Below are 16,710 nucleotides of genomic sequence, written 5' to 3'. Positions count from 1 at the left end.
CCTGTCATCCCATCATCGCGGTGACGACGGACACGGACAGGGTGATCGCGGAGATGCCGGCGATGACCCAGACCAGGCCGGAGGCACCCTCGGCGGACAGGTGGGCGCGGTTGCGGCGGCCGATCGTCATCATGATGCCGCAGGCGATCAAGCCCAAGATGCCGCAGACCATCCCGACGTACTTCGCCCAGGACACCCAGTCCGTGAACGTGCCCTCCATGCCCGGCGGGGCCTTGGGCGGGGGGTTCTCGAAGAGTGGCGCGGGCGTAGGGGTCGGTCCGGCCAGCAGGGCCGTCGCGTGGTCGTAGGCGGCGTACAGCAGGGACATGCGGTGTCCTCTCAGGTCAGGCGGTGACGCCCAGTTGGGCCCGCAGCGAGCTGCTGGCCCGGGCGACGGGGCGGTGGGTCAGGGCTTCCTCGGGGGTGTCCACGAGGCGGAGCCGGTACAGGTAGGGGACCGTGGCGACGCCGAGCGTCCGGGCGCCGAGGACCCGGGTGCGGTAGCGCGCCGGCAGCGGCGGCCGGAGAGGCGCGTCACGCACCAGCACCAGGTACGGCCGAGGCAGACCCGGGTGCCAGCGGCCCAGCAGCTCGCTGGCCTTGAGGAGGCCGTACGCCGTGGACCTGGCCACCACGATTGGGATGTAGGAGTGCGGCAGGGCGGCGCCGGGTTGGAGCTCAACCGCGCTGCCGTCCCTGGACGGGTCGAGGAGTCGGGTCACGGTCGTGACCCCCGCCCCGCCGTGGGCCCCGATCACGGCGTACCACCGTGTCGGGAGGCGGGAGGATTCGGGGGCCTTGAGGTTCTGATCTTTCATCACATCCCCCAATGTGAGCCTAGGTTGAACTCTTCGCAGACTACCATCTGCTACTGAGGCATCGTACTGATAAAAGTTGGGAACCGATGGGGAAGCGAACAAGCGAGTTCCGGGGAGACCGTATGCAGGCGCTCCGACAGGCGTGTGGTCTCAGCAGGGCTCAACTCGCCCTGATCGCAGGGGTTTCGCCCGAAACCGTCCGAAATGCTGAGACCGGGTCGCGTCACCCGTCCGCCCGGGTGACCCGGGCCCTGGCGGTCGCCCTCGGCGTGCCGATCACCGATCTCTCGCCCCCGGGAGGGGCCGTCACCCTTAGGGTGCTGCGACGGCGTACGGGGTTGACGCAACGGCAGGTTGCGGAGGCGGTCGGGGTGTCGGCGGGGATGGTGAGCAAGGTTGAGGCCGGCATGTACGGCGTGCGTGCGCTGGCCCGGTGGGCGGCCGCGTATGGCGTCAGCGCGAAGGCGTGGACGGCCGCGTGGCGGGCCGGGCGGGAGGCGCGCAAGACCGAGGCCGTACGGACGAGGGGGGAGCGGACGTGAAGAAGCTCGCGGCAGGGGTGGGGGCGGCGGGGGCCGGGTTCGTTCTGTTGGTGGTGGTCGGCACCGCAGCCATCGGCGGCAGCGGTACCAGCGCCTCGGCGGCCGCCGTGCCCGGAGGCATCAAGGAGGGCGCCATCCCTGCGGCCTATCTGCCGTGGGTGCAGCGGGCGGCCGCGCTCTGCCCGCAGGACGAGTCGCCGGCCCTGGTCGCCGCCCAGCTCTGGGCGGAGTCAGGTTTCGAGGACAGGGACGGGCCGCCGACAGCGAGCGGGACGGCGAAGGGTCCCGCCCAGTTCATCGACAGCACGTGGGCGACGTACGGACGGGACGACGACGGGAACGGCACCGCTTCCCCGCACGACGTCGGAGACGCGGTGATGGCCCTCGGCCGTTACATGTGCAGCCTGTTCGGCCAGGCGCGGGCGAGCGGGTACCCGGGCGGGAACGTGGCGCTGGCCCTGGCCGGCTACAACGCGGGGTGGGGTGCCGTGCAGAAGTACAACGGTGTCCCGCCGTACCGGGAAACGCTGGACTACGTGGCCAAGATCAAGGCCAAAACCGCGGAATGGGTCGCCGTCTCAGCGCCGCCCCCGGTGAACGGAAGCGGCGCCGGCGCGGACGCCGTACGCAAGGCCGCGACCTACGTCGGCCTCCCGTACGTCTGGGGCGGAGGCTCCCCCAGCGGCCCCACCAACGGTTACTGCGACGGGGCCAACGGGATGCTGGGCGGCTCGTGTTTCGCGTCGTCGCACTCGGGTTTCGATTGCAGCAGTCTCGTGCAAAACGCCTGGTGGCAGACCATTCACCTCCCCCGGACGGCGGGCGACCAGTACACCGCGACGGCCTCCCGCCCGGTCCCGATGGGCGCTCTGGTTCCGGGCGACCTCATCTTCTACAGCCACAGCGGCAGCGGTGCCGACTCCTATCACGTCGTCATGTACTACGGCGACGGGCAGGTGATCGAAGCCCCCAAAACGGGAAAAAACGTGCAGATCGTCCCGCTCTACACGAGCGGGGGTCTAGTCGGGGCAACCCGTCCGGCTTAGCGTGCACACGCCAAATTACTCGAGGTGTAGCACTGCGGCCCCCGGAACCGACTGGTTCCGGGGGCCGCATCATGGGACCTGGCGGACGGTCAGGCCGCGGAGCTGTCGGTGAAGAAGTCGGCACGGCCCGGCGAGTTCAGCGCCGAGCAGATCGCCGCCAGGTCCTCGGCGGCCGGGGCCGGTACGAGCGCCCAGCCGGCGGGCGGAGGAGTGAGCGCCGGGCGGTCGGCGGCGACGGGTGCGGGTGCCACGTAAACGCTAAGGTCGGTGGTCATGGTCCCTCCAGGGGGATCGAGGCCGGCGGGCGGACAACAGGCGCACGACGGCCAGACGGAGAGGGATCGGGGTCGCACCCCCGGTCCCTCTTTCTGTTTGCCATCGTGGAGTACGGCTGACTTGGAGTCAAGGAACCTTGGTACCAAGGTTCCTTAGTGTCATACTGATGGCTCGACATGCACCAACTTCGCGTGTGCACGCTAGGTGTGCCGCTAGGGTGCTAGGTACCAAGGGCGCAAGGCGCCGTGAGGTCAAAGAGGAAAGGTGGCAGCCATGGCAGCGCCACGGGTCCGCCGGCTCACGAAGAAGAGGGCGTACGCCAACCAGAAGGGCGGTGTCGGGAAGACCACGTGGGCGATGTTCGTCGGCGCCGCCGCCGCCCACCACTTCGGCGCGAGGGTGCTCATCCGGGAGATGGACCCCCAGGGCAACGCGTCGACCGCGCTGGAGGTGGAGCCCGGCGAGTACAGCATGGCCGACGCGCTCACCCCGGACCGGAAGACCGGTGAAGTCGTGGCCGGCGGTCTGGCCAGCGCGATCCGCCGGACCGGTCCGAAGTGGCCGAAGGCGCTCTACATCGTCCCGGCGGACGTGACGCTCCAGTCGGTGGAGGCGGACGGCAGCACCGGCACCCCGCGTGAGCGCCGCTTGGAGATCGCGAGCCAGGGCGCGCTGGACGGGTTCGACCTGGTGTTGACGGATTGTCAGCCCTCGGTGGGGCTGCTGACGATCAACGCGCTGACCGACAGCGACGACGTCGAGATCCTGTGCAAGCCGGAATCGTGGTCCGTCCAGGGAGCCCACGAGGCCCACAAGACCATCCGCCGGGTGCAGCGTTTCCACAATCCCGACCTGCGGTTCGCGGGCGTGTGGGTGAACCAGTTCCTCATGGCGGGGGCGGTTCCGCGCAAGGAGAGCCGGGCCAGGGTCGCCGAGCTGGAAGCGGCGCCCCACTTCACCGGCAAGGTGCACGAACCGCACGTGGTCGACAACGAGGCCATCCGGAAGGCCGCCGGGGCGCACTGCCCCCTGTGGGAGTACGGGGCGGAGGCCGAAGAGGCCGACAATCTTTTCCGGGGCATCGCCGAACGCGCGCTCAACGACTGATCAAGGAAGGACGAACACCATGGCCGCATCCAGCCCCAGCCCCGTCGCCGCTCCGGTGCCCCAGCCGGACGACGAAGAGGAATTCGACCCGGCCGCCGGCGCCCCCCGCCCCCCCAAGGCCAGTAACGGCCACCCCGTCCAGGGGAACCAAGACGGCACGGCCCCAGGGGGACAAGGTCCCACATCGGGGCGGGACCCCGCCCACACCAACGGATACTCGGGCAACGGGGTACCAAGGGGGCATGGTGCAGAGGGGGAAAGGGGACAAGGAGCCCTTTCCTCGGCTGAGCGGCCGAAGCTGGGGGCCCGCGTCGACCCCCCGCTCAAGACCGCGCTCAAGGTCTGCGCGGCCCTGGAGGGCCGGCCCGAGGAGAGGCTGGTGGAGGAGGCGTTGGTGGCCTACCTGTACCAGAACCACCCGGGGGTCGCCGCCGGGCTCATCGACAGCATCGCCCAGCGGATCAACACCGAGCGCCGCAGCACCCGCCGCTGAACAGACAGCGGCCCCGGACCGCCTACCACGACTCGTCCGGGGCCGATTCACGCAAGGAGATAACCCCTATGCACCACAACGGTAAGGCCAGCCGGCACCCGGCCGCGACCACCGTCGTCAACATGGCCGGAAGGCGGTCCCGGTGAACGTCTCGCAGGTCACACAGTGGATCACCAATCACCAGCTCATCACCCTGGCCACGTCCTCGGCTTTGATGCTGGTCCTCGCCGTCACCATCCTGCGCGCCTTGAAGCCGACCCCCGGCACTCGTGAGCGCCGGAAGCTGTCCGCCGGCGTCGTCTCCGCGATCATCGCGTTCGTCTGCTGCACTTCTCTGAGCCTGAACACGTCCTACGGCTTCACCAAGGACGGGTTCAACATGGACGGCACGTTCGAGCGCGTGATGACCTGCGCCACCTACGAGGCGCTGATGGCCATGTGCGTCCTCGGTGCCCGGGAGCGCATGGCCGCCGAGGACGGCGACCGCAGCCCCGGCGTCTTCGGGACGCTGGTGTGGGTCCTGGCCGGTGCCGCCGCCGTACCGGCCTGGCACGAGGGCCACGGCCTGACGGTCGGGACCTTCGGCCGGATCGCGTTCGGCGCTGTGGGCAGCGCGGTCGCCGCCCACGTCGCGCTCGGGCTGGAACTCCGTCACCGCACCGGAGACGTCTCCCAGTCCGTGGGCGCCCAGATCGCTCGCGAGCTGCGGGAGCGGGCCATGGCCCGCCTCGGGCTCGCCCAGCGCGGCCGGGACGCACAGACGATCGCCGAGGAGCGCGCGCTGACCAAGGCGGTGGGCCTCGGTGACCGGTACCACCGGCTGGAGGAGGACGACCAGAAGGGCTGGAAGGGGCGCCGCCTGGCCCGGCGGATCGCCACGTACCTGGATCGGGCCGGCTGTGCCACGGACCCGCAGCGGCGGGAAGAGTACCGGACCAGGCTCGCCATGCGCCGGTACGCGGCGGAGATCGACGTCACCAAGGAGATGTCCCCGTTGCACGAAGGCGCCCCGGAGGGCCCGTTGGCCGACCTGGCGGAGCGCGTCCGGCGCATGGAGGACCTGGCGGCCGAGGTCGAAGGCGAGGTGATGGCACAGATCGGCACATCCCGCAGCGGTGCGGTGCCCGCACCCCGCGCCGAGCTGCCCCCGGCCGACGAGCACGACGCCGACGAGGAGCCGACGGATTGCCTGGACGAGGAGAAGCCGGCGGACCCGGACCCCGAGCGCGTGGCGGCGGCACATCCGAACCGAACCGTCGTCAATGCACGTGTGCCGGTCGACGGCGACCAGGAGGACGAGGAATCCGACGATCAGGACGACCCTGACGAGGACGACGCCGAAGCTCGACTCATCCAGGCCATCAAGGCCACCAAGTACAAGAAGATCGCGATCAAGCTGCTGTACGACGCCCGGAAGACGGACGCCGACAAGGGCCGGAAGACCAACGCGATCACGGATGGCCTGCTGACCGAGCTACGGCAGTTGGGCATCAACCTCGACCGGGGGGCGGCTAACCGGTACGTCGCGGAATTCCGGGGTCCGGACCACTACGCGGCCGAGGCCGCCAGCGAGACCGAGCAGCCGCAGCCCGAACGGGAACTGATCAACGCCTAACAGCCACCATCCCCCGGGGGCCCGCGCCCCCGGGGCACCACCGGACCCGAAGGGGTAACGATGGACCAGCACAGCACCCGCGGAATCGCCTTGGCCGCCAACCTGCCGGCACAGCGTGCGGAGGCTTTAACAACCCGCCTGTCCGGTGCCGAGGAGCGGATGCGAGTGGCCCTCACCGCCCGCGCCGCCGTCCAGGCAGCACAGGCCGAGGCCGTCCGGGCGGAGGTCGACGACCTCCGGCGCCAGCTCGCCGAGCTTCACCGCGCCGTCGAGCAGGCCGAGTCGGCACAGCACGAAGCGGACGGCGGACGTACGGCGGCGGTGCAGCTCGCGGAGCAGGCACAGCGGGCGGCTGCGACGGCGACCGAGCAGGCCGGCGCCGAGCGGGCGGCCCGGGAGACGGCCGAGGCCGAGGCCCAGGCCGTCCGGGCGGAGGTCGACGACCTCCGGCGCCAGCTCGCCGAGCTTCACCGCGCCGTCGAGCAGGCCGAGTCGGCACAGCACGAGGCGGACGGCAACGGGCCAGCGCAACCGGCGGCACAGCAGGGGGCGGGATCTACTCGCGGCCGGGTGCAACCCAAGCGGACACCGAGGAGCAAGAGGCGCTAGATATGTGCCAAGGTGCCAAGCCCCCTAGGAGCCGTGGAACCATGTAGGGGCACTTATGTGCCGTCTACCAGCAGAACTGATAGAGCCAAGGTCCCAAGGGCGCATAACCCCTTGGGACCTTGGCATACCGTCACCCACGCATCTTGCGCGGTCGGCACAGCACGCGGCTGACTGCGGGCGGTGTCGTCGAAGGCGCCCCGGCGGCGAGCCTGGCACCTAGGCCGCACCAGCCAGCGGCCCCGGCCAGACGTGCAGCACCGTACGGCCGCGCTCCTTCCCGCGTCGCCCCGTCAGGCGCGGGGGCGGAGTCGGCACAGCACCGAAGCGGATGTGCCAGGGAACCCAGGTGTCAAGGTCCCAAAGTGCCAAGGTGCAGATCTGGGCATGAATCCCTGCATCTGCCGCCCCGGTCTGTGTCGCCATGGTTCCAAGGACACCAGGTCCCTTGGAGTCATGGAAGAATTCTGGCGTGTGCACGCTAACCGTGAGTGTGCCCCAGGGCGTTGCGGCACAGCCGGGCCTGTGTGCTGTCCGGAGCCCAGCCGCCGTACTGCTCGCCGGCGGCACACACGTCCAGGGCCGGGGGGCCGCCGGGGTGTGCCGCCGGCTGACCGTCCGTCGCGGGCGGTGCCGGGCGGACCTGCGGCGGTGCGGGTCGCGGTGGTGCGGGGCGGCGCGGGCGGGCCGGCTTCTGAGAGGAGACGGCGGCCTCCCCGGCCTCTCCCCCGTCCGTCTCGGGCGCCTCGGCATCGGGTACGGCCTCGGACGCGGTGGCCTGAACCGAGGGCGGGACGGCGGGTGGTGGTGCTGTCGACGGGGCGGCCGGGGTGGACGGCAGCGCGGTCGGCGACGCGGAGGCGCTGGAGGCCGGCGGCGCGGGCGGCGGGAGGTGCCGGGCCGCCGGGGTCGGGTCGTTGCTCAGCAGCGACCAGGTGAGGCCCCCCGCCACGAGCAGCAGCACCAGGGCGGCCGCCACGGCGAGACCCCACGGCCGGCGGCGGCGGGGTGGATCGGCCCAGGCCGGTGCCGGGTGCGGGTCTGCGTCAGGCCACGGACGGTAGGCGAGGGGCGGAGGGGGCGGCGACGGATCGTCAACGGTCATGCTCTGCGGATAGCACAACGGGCCGCCCAACCGGGCGGCCCGTCGAGTTCCGGCGTGTCACACCTCCAGCGACGCGGCCCACGTCACGAAGGCGTTCCAGGCGTTGGCGTCGAAGGCGAGGTTAGGTCCCTCGGGGTCCTTGCTGTCGCGGACGAACACCCCGGCCGCCTCGGCGATTTCGACGCACTCTGTCTGAGACCCGCCGGAGTAGCTGCTCTTCCGCCAGGTCAGTTCGGTGCGCATTTGCTCTGCTCCTTCGCGGCCTTGGCGTACCCTTCGGCAGCCCCGGCGATCAGTTCGGTTGAGTCCGGCGTACTCAGCGCGTCCGCCCGGAGGTAGTCCCAGGCGATTCGGTAGCGCTCCAGGTCGGCCGGCTTCTCCAGGTAGACGGAGGAGGTCAGCTGACCCAGGTATACGACGTCAAGGGCCTGGTCAGCGCCTCTGACCATGACAAATCCGGTGCACTCCGCGCTGTTGGCTCCCCGTGCGAAGGGGAGCACCTGCACGGTGATCCGGGGGTTCCGGGCGCACTCGGCGAGGTGGGCCATCTGCTCGGCCATCACGGCCGGCCCGCCGACCTGGCGGCGGATCACCGCCTCATCGAGGATCATCCACACGTGCGGCGGAGCCTCCCGTTCCAGGATGGACTGCCGCCGGATGCGCACGTCCACCATCCGCTCCAACTCGCTCTCGTCGGCGCGCGGTTCGGATGCCCGGTGAGCCGCTATCGCGTACGCGCGCGTCTGCACCAGGCCGGGGACGTAGCCGGCGGAGAAGAAGTGCAATTCGGAGCTTTCATCCTCCAGCATGATCAACGTGCGCAGGGCATCGGGGATATCGGCGTCGGTGTACCAGCCCAGCACCTTGGCGTTCTTCGCCAGTTCGACGGCCAAGGCGCGGTCTGCCTCCGATGCGCCGTAGAAGCGGGCGAGGGCGTCGACAACAGGCCACCGGACAGGGCCGCTTGGCCCTTCGTAGCGCTGTGCGGTGCTGCGGCTGGTGTCCGCCGCAGCACCCGCTTCCTCCAGCGTCGCCCCGGATGCCTCACGGAGCCGCCGCAGCAGCGCGCCGAGCTGTCGCCGGCGGGTTGTCGGTCCTGTTGGCGTCATCTCACCCTCTCTGCCGCGCATAGTCTCCCCACTCCGTCCGAGCAGGGCAACTCTCCTCCGGGCTACGGCCATCGGCATGCTCGCTCCTACTGATTGCCCATCAAGAGATGTTCACCATGAGATTCCCACAGTGGGAATTTCGGTGCCATACTGCAAAGGACAATCACCGCACGCTCCCAGATGATCACCTCTGGTGATCATTTGCCCGGGTGTGTTTCCCCAGGTCGCACAGCTGCGGCACCGGAAGGAGGGGCACATGGCAACCACTGTGCTCCAGTTGGAGAGAGTCCCTGCCCCGATGGCCGACGCCGCCCGGCACCGCCGACAGATGGTCTGCATGGTCGAGCTGACGCCGCAGACCGCCCGCGCCTTCCGCGACGTCGGTCGCCTGATTGGCCGGATGTGGCGCCTGCCGGCCCCCGTCGAGGATGCCGCGCTGGTGATCGTCTCCGAGTACGTGGCCAACGCCTGGCAGCACAGCGGCACCAAAGAAGTCGCGCTCCGCCTGTCCGCGAGCGCCGCCGTTCTGTCCCTGGCCGTGCGCGACTACGGCACGTGGCACCCCCGGGCGGACCGCCCGGAGTGGTGGCATGAGAACGGCCGCGGATTGGCAGTCGTCCGCCGCCTTGCCCGGGAGGCGGGGGGTTCGGCCGGGTGCCACCACCCCGCGTCCGGCGGAACGATCGCGTGGGCCCACCTCGGCCTGGCCGTCCGCAACACGACCTGAGACCCGGCCCGCCCGGTGTTCGCGCCGGACGGGTCTTCCTGCGGCGTGCCCCCCGACGCCGCGCGGGCCGCTCCCCCACCCCCTGGCCGGCGGGAGCGGCCCGCACCCCCGGAGCTACCCCGAAGGAGAGTCGTGGTCACCGTCCGCCGAACCCTCTACACGGTCCGGACCCCGCACGACTGGACGCCGCCCCCGCCCCGCCGCCCGGACCACGAGCACCAGGACGAGCCCGGCGTCTACTACACCTCCCCCATCGTCGGCGGCATCGCCCTGTCGCTGCTGCTCGGCGACGACACCGAGACGTGCCGCGCGCCGATCGCCCGCAGCCACGAGAGCCGCCCGAGCCAGGCGATGCGCTGGATGTACCGCGCGGCCGGTAAGTACCGTTCGCGGATGACCGCCCGCAGCTTGCTCGCCGTCGACCTCTGGCAGGCCGACCGTCCCGAACTCCGCCGCGCGCTCTGCGAGTTGTCCGCTCACCTGCCCTACTCGCGCCGGTGGGCCTTGCGGAGCGGGCTTACGCTCACCGCCCTGGCCGTGCCCGTCCAGCTCGCCGCCGCTTCGCCGCAGCAGCACCGAGAGGCACCGTGATGGACCACCTTCCCGCGCTTCGGGCGCCTGAGACGGCCGCCCGTCCCATCGCCGGACCGCCCCCGGTGCTCGCCGGCCTTGTCCGGCCGGGAGACTGGGCTCTCCAGCTTGGCCCCGGCCCGGTGGCCTCCCAGATGGTTCGCTGGACTGGTCAGACGGTGGTCAGCCTCCAGCGCACGGCCGCCGACGTCGAAGCCGTGCGGGCCGCCCTCGGACCGGCCGGCCGGAACGCCGGCCTGGTCGACGTCGAGGCGGGCGACCTCTACGACGGGCGCCCGGAGGCGGGACCGTACGACGTGATCGTGGTGACCACCGCCGTGACCGGGCTGTCCCTGCGATGGCTCGACCAGCTCAGGGCCGGTGGCGTCATCGTCGCGCCCGTCACCCTCGGCGGACTCCACCCGTGGATCGTCGCCGGACGCGACCCCCGCGACGGCCGGCTGTGCGGGCGGGTGATCGGGTGCGACCTCCCCGCCGCCCTGCCCACGGCCGGCGGCATCCTCTACAACCAGCCGCCCGCCCTGCCCGGTGCCAGGCCCGCCCCGGAACTGCGTCAGACGAGTGCCCTGCCCCACCGGATGACGCCCGACCAGTACCCCGCGCTGTGGATGTTCGCCGCCGCGACGGACGACACGATCACCGGCGTCGTACCGGACGGCATGCCGACCTGGGGGCCGACGTGCGCGCTCACCACCGGCGACAGCGCCGCCTACCTGCGGCCCGATGGCATCTGGCCGACCGACACGAACCCCGCCACCGAGACACTGGCCCACTGCCTGGCCGATCTGGCCTTGGAGTGGGGAGGACGGCTCAGGCCTGACGTCACCGACTGGACGTGCCGACTCGACCAGATCCCCGGCGAAGACCCCGCCGTCCTGGTGATCCCCACAGGGTGGAGCATGGCCCGCCCCGCGATCCTGCCCAGGTAGGCGCCCCAGAGCGGCAGTTCGGACCCGTTCGACGCGGGCCCGAACCGCCACCTCGGAGGCCCGGACGACCCCGCGTCCGGGCCTCCCCCACGTCCCGCCGGTACGAGAGGATGGACCCCATGGCCCACGACGATCTCCGCGAACACCTGCTCCGGCACTCCACTCCGCCGGTGACGACCCCGATGGAAGCCCTCCGGCTGATGGCCGATCTGACGGCCGAGTCAGACCGGCTGCGGGTTCAGGCTCTCCAGGGCGAGAACGACCCGGAAGCCCTGGCCGGGTACCACCGCCGCCTGGCGTACGTACTCGTCCACCTGGCCGAGTTGGCCCCCGAGTTCCGCGCCGCCGCGGACACCGCGCTCGGCTGGTGGCACGACTCCGACGCCGCCGCGATAGTCGCCGCCGTCGAGGGGCGAACGACCCGTTAGCGTGTGCACGCTGAACCTGGCCCGTCCCCGCCCTGGGGCGGGCCTTCTCCGTTCGTGGTGGCCCGATCGGGTGAACGCCGCAACCCGTCCCCCGGTGCCGAGGTTCAACCCGGTACCCGCCCCACCACGAGGGGCAGATCGCCAGGGGGCCACCATGACGCCAGCTCGCCGCTTCACCACCGCCGCCGTCGCGGCAGGAGTGCTCCTCATGACCACCATGGCGGGCCCCGCCGCCGCCCAGAGCCGCACCACCCACCGCGGATCGGACGCGTGCTTTAACTGGTCGTGGGACGACAGCGGGTGGTGGACGACAACGGTCTACTGGCACAACACCTGCTCGGAGCGGCGGAAAATCAAGATCGTTTGGAAGTGGAGCGGCCTTGAACCGTCCATCATCACGGTGGACGGCGACGGGAAGGGGCACGAGGCCCGACGCTCGGAGCCCGAAGCGATCTACGACGCAGGCGCGGCATAAGCCCCCGCGGATTCGCCGGGGCCGACGAACCTCCCGGCCCCGCACCGCGTTGACCGGGCATGGCTGACACACCATCACCCCCCTCTGCCGGACAGCCGGCCGATCGGCGCCGACGTCACGTCGGCGCCTACAACCGCGCCCGCCGGGTGCTGCTGTCCGCCCGCCTCTCCGGACAGTGGGACGTCCCTCCGGTGGACGTACTGCTCGGCCAGGTGGAGGCCGGAGCAGTCGAACAAGCAGCCGCCGACCTGCGCAGGCTCAAGGCGCCGCCGGGGCTCACCCGCGCCGAACAGGGGGCTTGGCGCCAGGCCGTCACCGCCGCCGAGGCCGCGATGCGCCAGGCCGCCGACGACCGGGCTAGACCCAGCGGCGCGTGACGCCGTCACACCCCCGGGGCTCCGCCCCGGACCCCGGCCCGCCCAAGGAAGGGGCGGGGGCAGGGACGTCGGGTGCGGGTGGGTGGGTGGTTGCTGCACCCGCCGGTGACGCGCCCTCCCTCGGAGTGGCCACCCTACGGGCTATCCCGGAACCCGGGATCGGCGGAGCCGTCCACACCGAGGAAGGCCCCGCCCCCGGCCCCAGCAGCATGGCCGAGGCCGGCCGGAACGCACGCGCACGAGCGCGGCGACCATAGGGCGAGGAGGAGGACCGTCCGCCCCGGCGGCGGCCGTCCCGCCCGACCATCCTTAGCGTGCACACGCTAGGAAATTTCCCGGAAGAGATTCTGACACCCCCTCTGACCTGCGGTTTTTCCGCGACACGAGGGGGTGTTGATTTTGGCGTGACGCTCTAGTGTTGTATTCTAGTTCTTGTCAGGGAGTGGAGGGGAACGGCACCCCACCACCTCGGACACCACCAACACCCAACGAAAGGACCCGAGATGATCCCGAACTCGGAGCGCGTTGCCCAGGGCGCCCAGGCGCTCAACGTCTTCACCGTGAAGGCCGACAGCGTCGGTGCCGGGTGCTTCTGCCTGGCGGAGCGCGCGTACGTCGGCCAGATGATGGCCGCCGAGTACGTCGTTCGGACCTTCACCCCGCAGGAGAGGGAGGAGCTGGGCAGCGACCTGATGGCGATGGTCCTCGGCGACCTGGCCGCCGACCTGTTCCACGCCGCCCACGGAACCATCACCCCGGGAGCGCTGATCAAGTACTCGCTCATCGAGTTGACCCGGACGGTCAACATGGTGCCCGTCCTGTGCCGCCTCGGCGACGAGGGCCGCGCGGAACTCTTCGTCGGCGCCCTGGCCTCTGTGCTCGCGTTCGCCGAACTGGAGGGGATCGCGCCCAGCGAGATCACCGACCATGCGTTCTCTTGCTTCGAGCAGGAGATCAGCCAGGAGGACTGGCTCCGACGCCAGGAGAGCTAGCAACCACCCCGGGGGCGGCGAGTTGGAAGCGCCGCCCCCGGGCGCATCTCCCGGCATCAGCAACCAGACACCGAAGGGAGCCCCCAGCATGGGCATCAGCGCAGAGCACGCCGCCCACGGCGACCGGATCACCTCCGTCCTGATCGAGCAGGCGATCAAGGCCGCCAAGGCCGAGACGAACGGATGGTTCCTCGGCTTCGAGGAGAGGGCCGACATCGGCGAGGCCATGGCCACGGCATACCGGTGCACCCGACCCGGCATGGCCGTGGTCGAGGGCGCCGTGACGGCACCGGTCGTCACCGACATGGCCGCCGACCTGCTCCACAGCGCGCGATGGACCGTGACCCCGGACGCCCTGTTCGCGGCCGCCGTGGTCGAGATGAACAGCGCCGTCAACGTGGTGCCCGTCCTGTGCCGCCTCGGCGAGGACGGACGCCTCGGCATCCTCGCCAGCGCCCTGGCCTCCGTGCTCGCCCTCGGCGACACGGAGGGAATCAACGCCGACGAGATCCAGCACGGCGCGGAGACGCGCTTCTACGAGGAGGCCGGGCCGAGGGCGAAGGCCCGGCAACAGCCCCGCGAGGGCTGACCCCTCGGGGCGGCGGCGAGTCGAACGTCGCCGCCCCGTCCGCCACGGCACCCACACCGAGCACCAGGAGAAGCACCGTGACCACCATCGACCGCACCAGCCAGGCGTACGCCGCAATCGAGTCCCTGGAGAGGCAGCAGGCCCGCGCCCGGCGGGCCGCCGAACAGGACCCGGGGCCGGAGACCGCCGCCGCGCTCGCCCGCGCCGAGGAGGAACTGAGGGCCGGTCTGCTCGCCTGCGACCGCGCGGAGCACACCGCGACCTGATCAAACAGCAGCGGGCCGGTGGTACACCCCGAGGGGTGACGGCATCCACCGGCCCGTAACGCTGCATCCCACCAACACCCAACGAAGGCAGCAGACGGGAAAGCAGGACCAGTGTACAGCCGGGGCGGGCGCCGGTACCCCGGCCGGCTGGTGGAGCCGCAGCCGGCCCCGCTGCCTTCCCGGGGCCGCGCGTGTCCAACCACCCCCCGTGACGAAGCAACGCGGCAGCCTGCCCGTAGCCTCACCACCAGCGACAACACACCGCGCGCCGCGCGGCCCGACACACCGAGGAGAGCGATGATCCCCCAGGGGCGCCCGACGTACGAGCTGGAGGACGTCGCGAGGGCGGCCGGAGTCTCAGAATCGACGTGGCGACGGAGCCACCATCAGGCGTTCAGCCGCACGGTGAAGGCGCTCCCGGGCTCCGCGCGGCCGATCCTCTACGACGCCGCCCAGGTAGATGCCTATCTGGCTGGCGAGCCGATTCCCCCGCTGCCTACCGAGCCGGCCCCCACCGATCTCCTGAGCGACAAGGAGGCCGGCGCGGTCGCTGGCCTGGCACCGTCCACGATCCGTGCTGACGCCTCGGGTGGTCGGCTGAACGAAGGTGTCGAGCGGCACGGTAGGCGCTGGTGGACCCGCGCCGCCGTCGAGCAGCACCGGGACCGGCCGACCGAGTACAAGGGACGCACGACCGGGGCGAAGGACCGCAAGTCCCGGCTCAAGCCGGACCCCCGCGCCGCGACCGTCGCGGAGCAGCTCGACGCCCAGGCCGACGCCGTGACCGCCGCGACCGTCGCGGAGCAGTACGAGGTCAGCGAGCGCACCGCGCGACGCATCATCACCAAGGCCCGGAGCCTGGCCACAGACCAGAGCGGCACAACCGGCGCCTAGCCGACGTCGAGGCCGGAGCCGGTTGCCGCCGGTTGCCCGCGATGGCTGATCGCGCTTCGCGTGCGGCTCCGGGGCCGGTGCCCGTGCTGACGCGGCCGGACGGCGGACCGTAGTGAGCCCGGAGCGGTCCTGAGACTCGGCAGCAACGAAGGCCGAGACGCAACAACGGAGTTGGGGCGGTTGCTGCCCGTGCTGGGCGGGCGGATCATGCCGCACGCTGCTGCCCGGCCTGCCGGTTGCAGGGGGTGACCCCGCCCGGGTTGCTCATCTCCTCCAGGCCCGATCCGGAGACCCACAGAAGGCGCCAGCGGCCCACCGCGACGGCCGGCCGGGGGGAACACGGCGACCAGGGCGAGGAGGAGGACCGTCCGCCCCAACGGCCGCCGTCCCGCCCGACCATCCTTAGCGTGCACACGCTAGGAAATTTCCCGGAAGAGATTCTGACACCCCATCTGACCTGCGGTTTTTCCGCGACACGAGGGGGTGTTGATTTTGGCGTGACGCTCTAATGTTGTATTCTAGTGCTTGTCAGGGAGTGGAGGGGAACGGCACCCCACCACCTCGGACACCACCAACACCCAACGAAAGGACCCGAGATGACCGAGGACCAGCAGCCCACCCCGGGCCAGCCCTCCGAGCCGACCATCCGCATCCCCCGGCAGCGCGACCGGCGCGCGAGCTAGCCCCTCGCACCCCGGGCGGGCACCCCGCCCGCCCGGGTTCTCCCCCCAACTCCGGCTCGAATCCGATAGGAAAGCACTGATGACCATCACCACCGCCGCCATCCCCGCCCAGCCCGCCCCCACCGACCGGGAACACGGCAGCCGCACGATCGCCGCCCTTGAAGCCGCGTGGGCAGCTATCCAGGCCAACCACCCGGACGTCCCCAACGTCGTGATGATCACCGGCATGGGCAGGTCGGGTAAGGGCATCACCTGGGGCCACTTCGGAGCGGACTTCTGGACGGTGCAGCAGGGCGAGCGGAACAAGTACACCCCGGAACTCTTCGCGGGGGGCGAGCTGCTGTCCCTCGGCGGCGAGCGCACCGTTCAGACCCTCCTGCACGAAGCCGCCCACGGCGTCGCCTACACCCGGCGCATCAAGGACACCAGCAGCAGCGGCCGCTACCACAACCGGCGCTTCGCGGCCCTGGCCGCCGAGTTGGGACTGATCCCTCCCGTCACCCCCTGCACCATCCGGGGGCTGTCCGAGTGCACGATCACCCCGGCCGCCGTCGAGCGGTACGCCGACGTCATCAAGGCACTGGACGAGGCCCGCCTCCCCTACATCTACGACCCCCAGGTGATCGCGCTCGCTGGAGTCGGCCGTCCCGCCCCGACCACCGGCACCGAGGGCAAGGGCGGCGAGCCGACCAGCACTCCGGGCACCGGCGGCGAGGGAGACGACGAGGGCAGCGAGGGCGGCGACTACATCCCCACCCGCCCGAAGAAGCGCGCGCCGACCCGCTTCCTGGTGATCTGCGGCTGCACCAAGCCGGGCAAGGGCGGCAGCGAGGCAGCCCGCCGCATCCAGATCAGCCAGGCCGTCTGGGAGTTCGGCGGCGAGGACGGCGGACTGAACTGCGGTCGCTGCGGGCAGCCGTTCCGCAAGGCCGACGAGGACTAGGTACCTGTTTCCGATGGCATGCGAATCGTCTTCCTGGCCCTGGAATCGAACAGAGCCCGTGTGAAGGTGTGCTCTGAGCTGGGGAGAAGGCTGTTTCGG

Annotated in this window: 22 protein-coding genes; 15 read left to right on the top strand and 7 right to left on the bottom strand. The window is 71.1% G+C overall.

The window, feature by feature from the left end; translation table 11 throughout:
* Positions 1–4: 4 nt before the first annotated feature.
* On the bottom strand, positions 5–328 hold the full coding sequence (locus tag IH61_RS42090) for a hypothetical protein (protein ID WP_234327492.1): 324 nt from the start codon (positions 326–328) through the stop codon (positions 5–7).
* 16 nt (positions 329–344) lie between these two features.
* Positions 345–818, bottom strand: a complete 474-nt coding sequence (locus IH61_RS43595) for a hypothetical protein (RefSeq protein ID WP_158845720.1) — start codon at positions 816–818, stop codon at positions 345–347.
* 86 nt (positions 819–904) lie between these two features.
* Between IH61_RS43595 and IH61_RS43590 the strand changes: the two genes are divergently transcribed.
* A complete protein-coding gene (locus IH61_RS43590) occupies positions 905–1,360 on the top strand; it encodes a helix-turn-helix domain-containing protein (protein ID WP_078911671.1) in 456 nt (151 codons plus the stop codon).
* A complete protein-coding gene (locus IH61_RS50100; protein ID WP_324607644.1) occupies positions 1,357–2,406 on the top strand; it encodes a bifunctional lytic transglycosylase/C40 family peptidase in 1,050 nt (349 codons plus the stop codon). The genes IH61_RS43590 and IH61_RS50100 overlap by 4 nt, the downstream gene beginning before the upstream one ends.
* 89 nt (positions 2,407–2,495) lie before the next feature.
* Here the strand turns inward: IH61_RS50100 and IH61_RS47500 are convergent, their stop codons facing one another.
* The gene (locus IH61_RS47500; protein WP_158845713.1) at positions 2,496–2,681 is read right to left on the bottom strand and encodes a hypothetical protein; all 186 of its coding nucleotides are present in this window, start codon (positions 2,679–2,681) and stop codon (positions 2,496–2,498) included.
* Between the two features lie 274 nt (positions 2,682–2,955).
* Between IH61_RS47500 and IH61_RS0136520 the strand changes: the two genes are divergently transcribed.
* Together IH61_RS0136520 and IH61_RS0136510 are read left to right on the top strand one after the other, a co-directional pair.
* Positions 2,956–3,789: a ParA family protein gene (locus IH61_RS0136520; RefSeq protein WP_051838644.1), complete on the top strand. Its 834-nt coding sequence runs from the start codon at positions 2,956–2,958 to the stop codon at positions 3,787–3,789.
* A 635-nt stretch (positions 3,790–4,424) separates the two neighbouring features.
* Positions 4,425–5,897, top strand: coding sequence for a hypothetical protein (locus tag IH61_RS0136510; protein ID WP_031078032.1), 1,473 nt, complete (start codon positions 4,425–4,427; stop codon positions 5,895–5,897).
* Between the two features lie 126 nt (positions 5,898–6,023).
* Here the strand turns inward: IH61_RS0136510 and IH61_RS43585 are convergent, their stop codons facing one another.
* From IH61_RS43585 to IH61_RS0136490, 4 genes are all read right to left on the bottom strand, one after another.
* Positions 6,024–6,401, bottom strand: a complete 378-nt coding sequence (locus tag IH61_RS43585) for a hypothetical protein (RefSeq protein ID WP_158845710.1) — start codon at positions 6,399–6,401, stop codon at positions 6,024–6,026.
* A 583-nt stretch (positions 6,402–6,984) separates the two neighbouring features.
* On the bottom strand, positions 6,985–7,482 hold the full coding sequence (locus tag IH61_RS43580; RefSeq protein WP_051838643.1) for a hypothetical protein: 498 nt from the start codon (positions 7,480–7,482) through the stop codon (positions 6,985–6,987).
* Positions 7,483–7,665: 183 nt separating this feature from the next.
* Positions 7,666–7,851 (bottom strand): DUF397 domain-containing protein, encoded by a 186-nt coding sequence (locus IH61_RS0136495; RefSeq protein ID WP_031078026.1) that lies wholly within the window; start codon positions 7,849–7,851, stop codon positions 7,666–7,668.
* Entirely contained in the window at positions 7,836–8,717 is an 882-nt protein-coding gene (locus IH61_RS0136490; protein WP_051838650.1) for a helix-turn-helix domain-containing protein, read from the bottom strand. The genes IH61_RS0136495 and IH61_RS0136490 overlap by 16 nt, the downstream gene beginning before the upstream one ends.
* Positions 8,718–8,973: 256 nt before the next feature.
* On the opposite strand from IH61_RS0136490, the gene IH61_RS43575 reads away from it, so the two are divergent.
* The 11 genes from IH61_RS43575 to IH61_RS43570 all read left to right on the top strand — a co-directional run bounded on the left by IH61_RS43575 (position 8,974) and on the right by IH61_RS43570 (position 16,611).
* Positions 8,974–9,444 (top strand): ATP-binding protein, encoded by a 471-nt coding sequence (locus tag IH61_RS43575; protein ID WP_051838642.1) that lies wholly within the window; start codon positions 8,974–8,976, stop codon positions 9,442–9,444.
* A 132-nt stretch (positions 9,445–9,576) separates the two neighbouring features.
* Positions 9,577–10,035 carry a hypothetical protein gene (locus IH61_RS0136480; RefSeq protein WP_031078021.1) on the top strand — a complete coding sequence of 153 codons (459 nt, stop codon included), beginning with the start codon at positions 9,577–9,579 and terminating at the stop codon, positions 10,033–10,035.
* 134 nt (positions 10,036–10,169) lie between these two features.
* A complete protein-coding gene (locus IH61_RS0136475; protein ID WP_158845707.1) occupies positions 10,170–10,964 on the top strand; it encodes a hypothetical protein in 795 nt (264 codons plus the stop codon).
* Positions 10,965–11,083: 119 nt separating this feature from the next.
* On the top strand, positions 11,084–11,392 hold the full coding sequence (locus IH61_RS0136470; RefSeq protein ID WP_031078019.1) for a hypothetical protein: 309 nt from the start codon (positions 11,084–11,086) through the stop codon (positions 11,390–11,392).
* 208 nt (positions 11,393–11,600) lie between these two features.
* Positions 11,601–11,867 (top strand): hypothetical protein, encoded by a 267-nt coding sequence (locus IH61_RS0136465; RefSeq protein WP_031078012.1) that lies wholly within the window; start codon positions 11,601–11,603, stop codon positions 11,865–11,867.
* A gap of 59 nt (positions 11,868–11,926) precedes the next feature.
* Positions 11,927–12,244 (top strand): hypothetical protein, encoded by a 318-nt coding sequence (locus IH61_RS0136460; RefSeq protein WP_158845704.1) that lies wholly within the window; start codon positions 11,927–11,929, stop codon positions 12,242–12,244.
* A gap of 503 nt (positions 12,245–12,747) precedes the next feature.
* A complete protein-coding gene (locus IH61_RS0136455) occupies positions 12,748–13,236 on the top strand; it encodes a hypothetical protein (protein WP_031078007.1) in 489 nt (162 codons plus the stop codon).
* An 88-nt stretch (positions 13,237–13,324) separates the two neighbouring features.
* Positions 13,325–13,825: a hypothetical protein gene (locus IH61_RS0136450; RefSeq protein ID WP_031078006.1), complete on the top strand. Its 501-nt coding sequence runs from the start codon at positions 13,325–13,327 to the stop codon at positions 13,823–13,825.
* Between the two features lie 77 nt (positions 13,826–13,902).
* Positions 13,903–14,091: a hypothetical protein gene (locus tag IH61_RS0136445; protein WP_031078004.1), complete on the top strand. Its 189-nt coding sequence runs from the start codon at positions 13,903–13,905 to the stop codon at positions 14,089–14,091.
* Positions 14,092–14,388: 297 nt separating this feature from the next.
* Entirely contained in the window at positions 14,389–14,985 is a 597-nt protein-coding gene (locus IH61_RS0136440; RefSeq protein ID WP_051838641.1) for a hypothetical protein, read from the top strand.
* 762 nt (positions 14,986–15,747) lie between these two features.
* Positions 15,748–16,611 carry a hypothetical protein gene (locus tag IH61_RS43570; protein ID WP_051838640.1) on the top strand — a complete coding sequence of 288 codons (864 nt, stop codon included), beginning with the start codon at positions 15,748–15,750 and terminating at the stop codon, positions 16,609–16,611.
* Positions 16,612–16,710: the final 99 nt, after the last annotated feature.

Source organism: Streptomyces sp. NRRL WC-3742, from assembly GCF_000720635.1.
GTDB lineage: Bacteria > Actinomycetota > Actinomycetes > Streptomycetales > Streptomycetaceae > Kitasatospora.
The sequence above is the reverse complement of the archived record's forward strand: the minus strand, read 5'-3'. Positions and strand labels throughout refer to the sequence as shown.

Bases quoted from the DNA above. Each gene is read 5' to 3' on its own strand.
- IH61_RS0136440 (WP_051838641.1), top strand. From the start codon at position 14,389: ATGATCCCCCAGGGGCGCCCGACGTACGAGCTGGAGGACGTCGCGAGG.
- IH61_RS0136465 (WP_031078012.1), top strand. From the start codon at position 11,601: ATGACCACCATGGCGGGCCCCGCCGCCGCCCAGAGCCGCACCACCCAC.
- IH61_RS0136520 (WP_051838644.1), top strand. From the start codon at position 2,956: ATGGCAGCGCCACGGGTCCGCCGGCTCACGAAGAAGAGGGCGTACGCC.
- IH61_RS43595 (WP_158845720.1), bottom strand. From the start codon at position 818: ATGAAAGATCAGAACCTCAAGGCCCCCGAATCCTCCCGCCTCCCGACA.
- IH61_RS0136450 (WP_031078006.1), top strand. From the start codon at position 13,325: ATGGGCATCAGCGCAGAGCACGCCGCCCACGGCGACCGGATCACCTCC.
- IH61_RS0136470 (WP_031078019.1), top strand. From the start codon at position 11,084: ATGGCCCACGACGATCTCCGCGAACACCTGCTCCGGCACTCCACTCCG.
- IH61_RS43575 (WP_051838642.1), top strand. From the start codon at position 8,974: ATGGCAACCACTGTGCTCCAGTTGGAGAGAGTCCCTGCCCCGATGGCC.
- IH61_RS0136490 (WP_051838650.1), bottom strand. From the start codon at position 8,717: ATGACGCCAACAGGACCGACAACCCGCCGGCGACAGCTCGGCGCGCTG.
- IH61_RS43570 (WP_051838640.1), top strand. From the start codon at position 15,748: ATGACCATCACCACCGCCGCCATCCCCGCCCAGCCCGCCCCCACCGAC.
- IH61_RS0136460 (WP_158845704.1), top strand. From the start codon at position 11,927: ATGGCTGACACACCATCACCCCCCTCTGCCGGACAGCCGGCCGATCGG.
- IH61_RS0136455 (WP_031078007.1), top strand. From the start codon at position 12,748: ATGATCCCGAACTCGGAGCGCGTTGCCCAGGGCGCCCAGGCGCTCAAC.
- IH61_RS0136495 (WP_031078026.1), bottom strand. From the start codon at position 7,851: ATGCGCACCGAACTGACCTGGCGGAAGAGCAGCTACTCCGGCGGGTCT.
- IH61_RS47500 (WP_158845713.1), bottom strand. From the start codon at position 2,681: ATGACCACCGACCTTAGCGTTTACGTGGCACCCGCACCCGTCGCCGCC.
- IH61_RS43590 (WP_078911671.1), top strand. From the start codon at position 905: ATGGGGAAGCGAACAAGCGAGTTCCGGGGAGACCGTATGCAGGCGCTC.
- IH61_RS42090 (WP_234327492.1), bottom strand. From the start codon at position 328: ATGTCCCTGCTGTACGCCGCCTACGACCACGCGACGGCCCTGCTGGCC.
- IH61_RS0136475 (WP_158845707.1), top strand. From the start codon at position 10,170: ATGGTTCGCTGGACTGGTCAGACGGTGGTCAGCCTCCAGCGCACGGCC.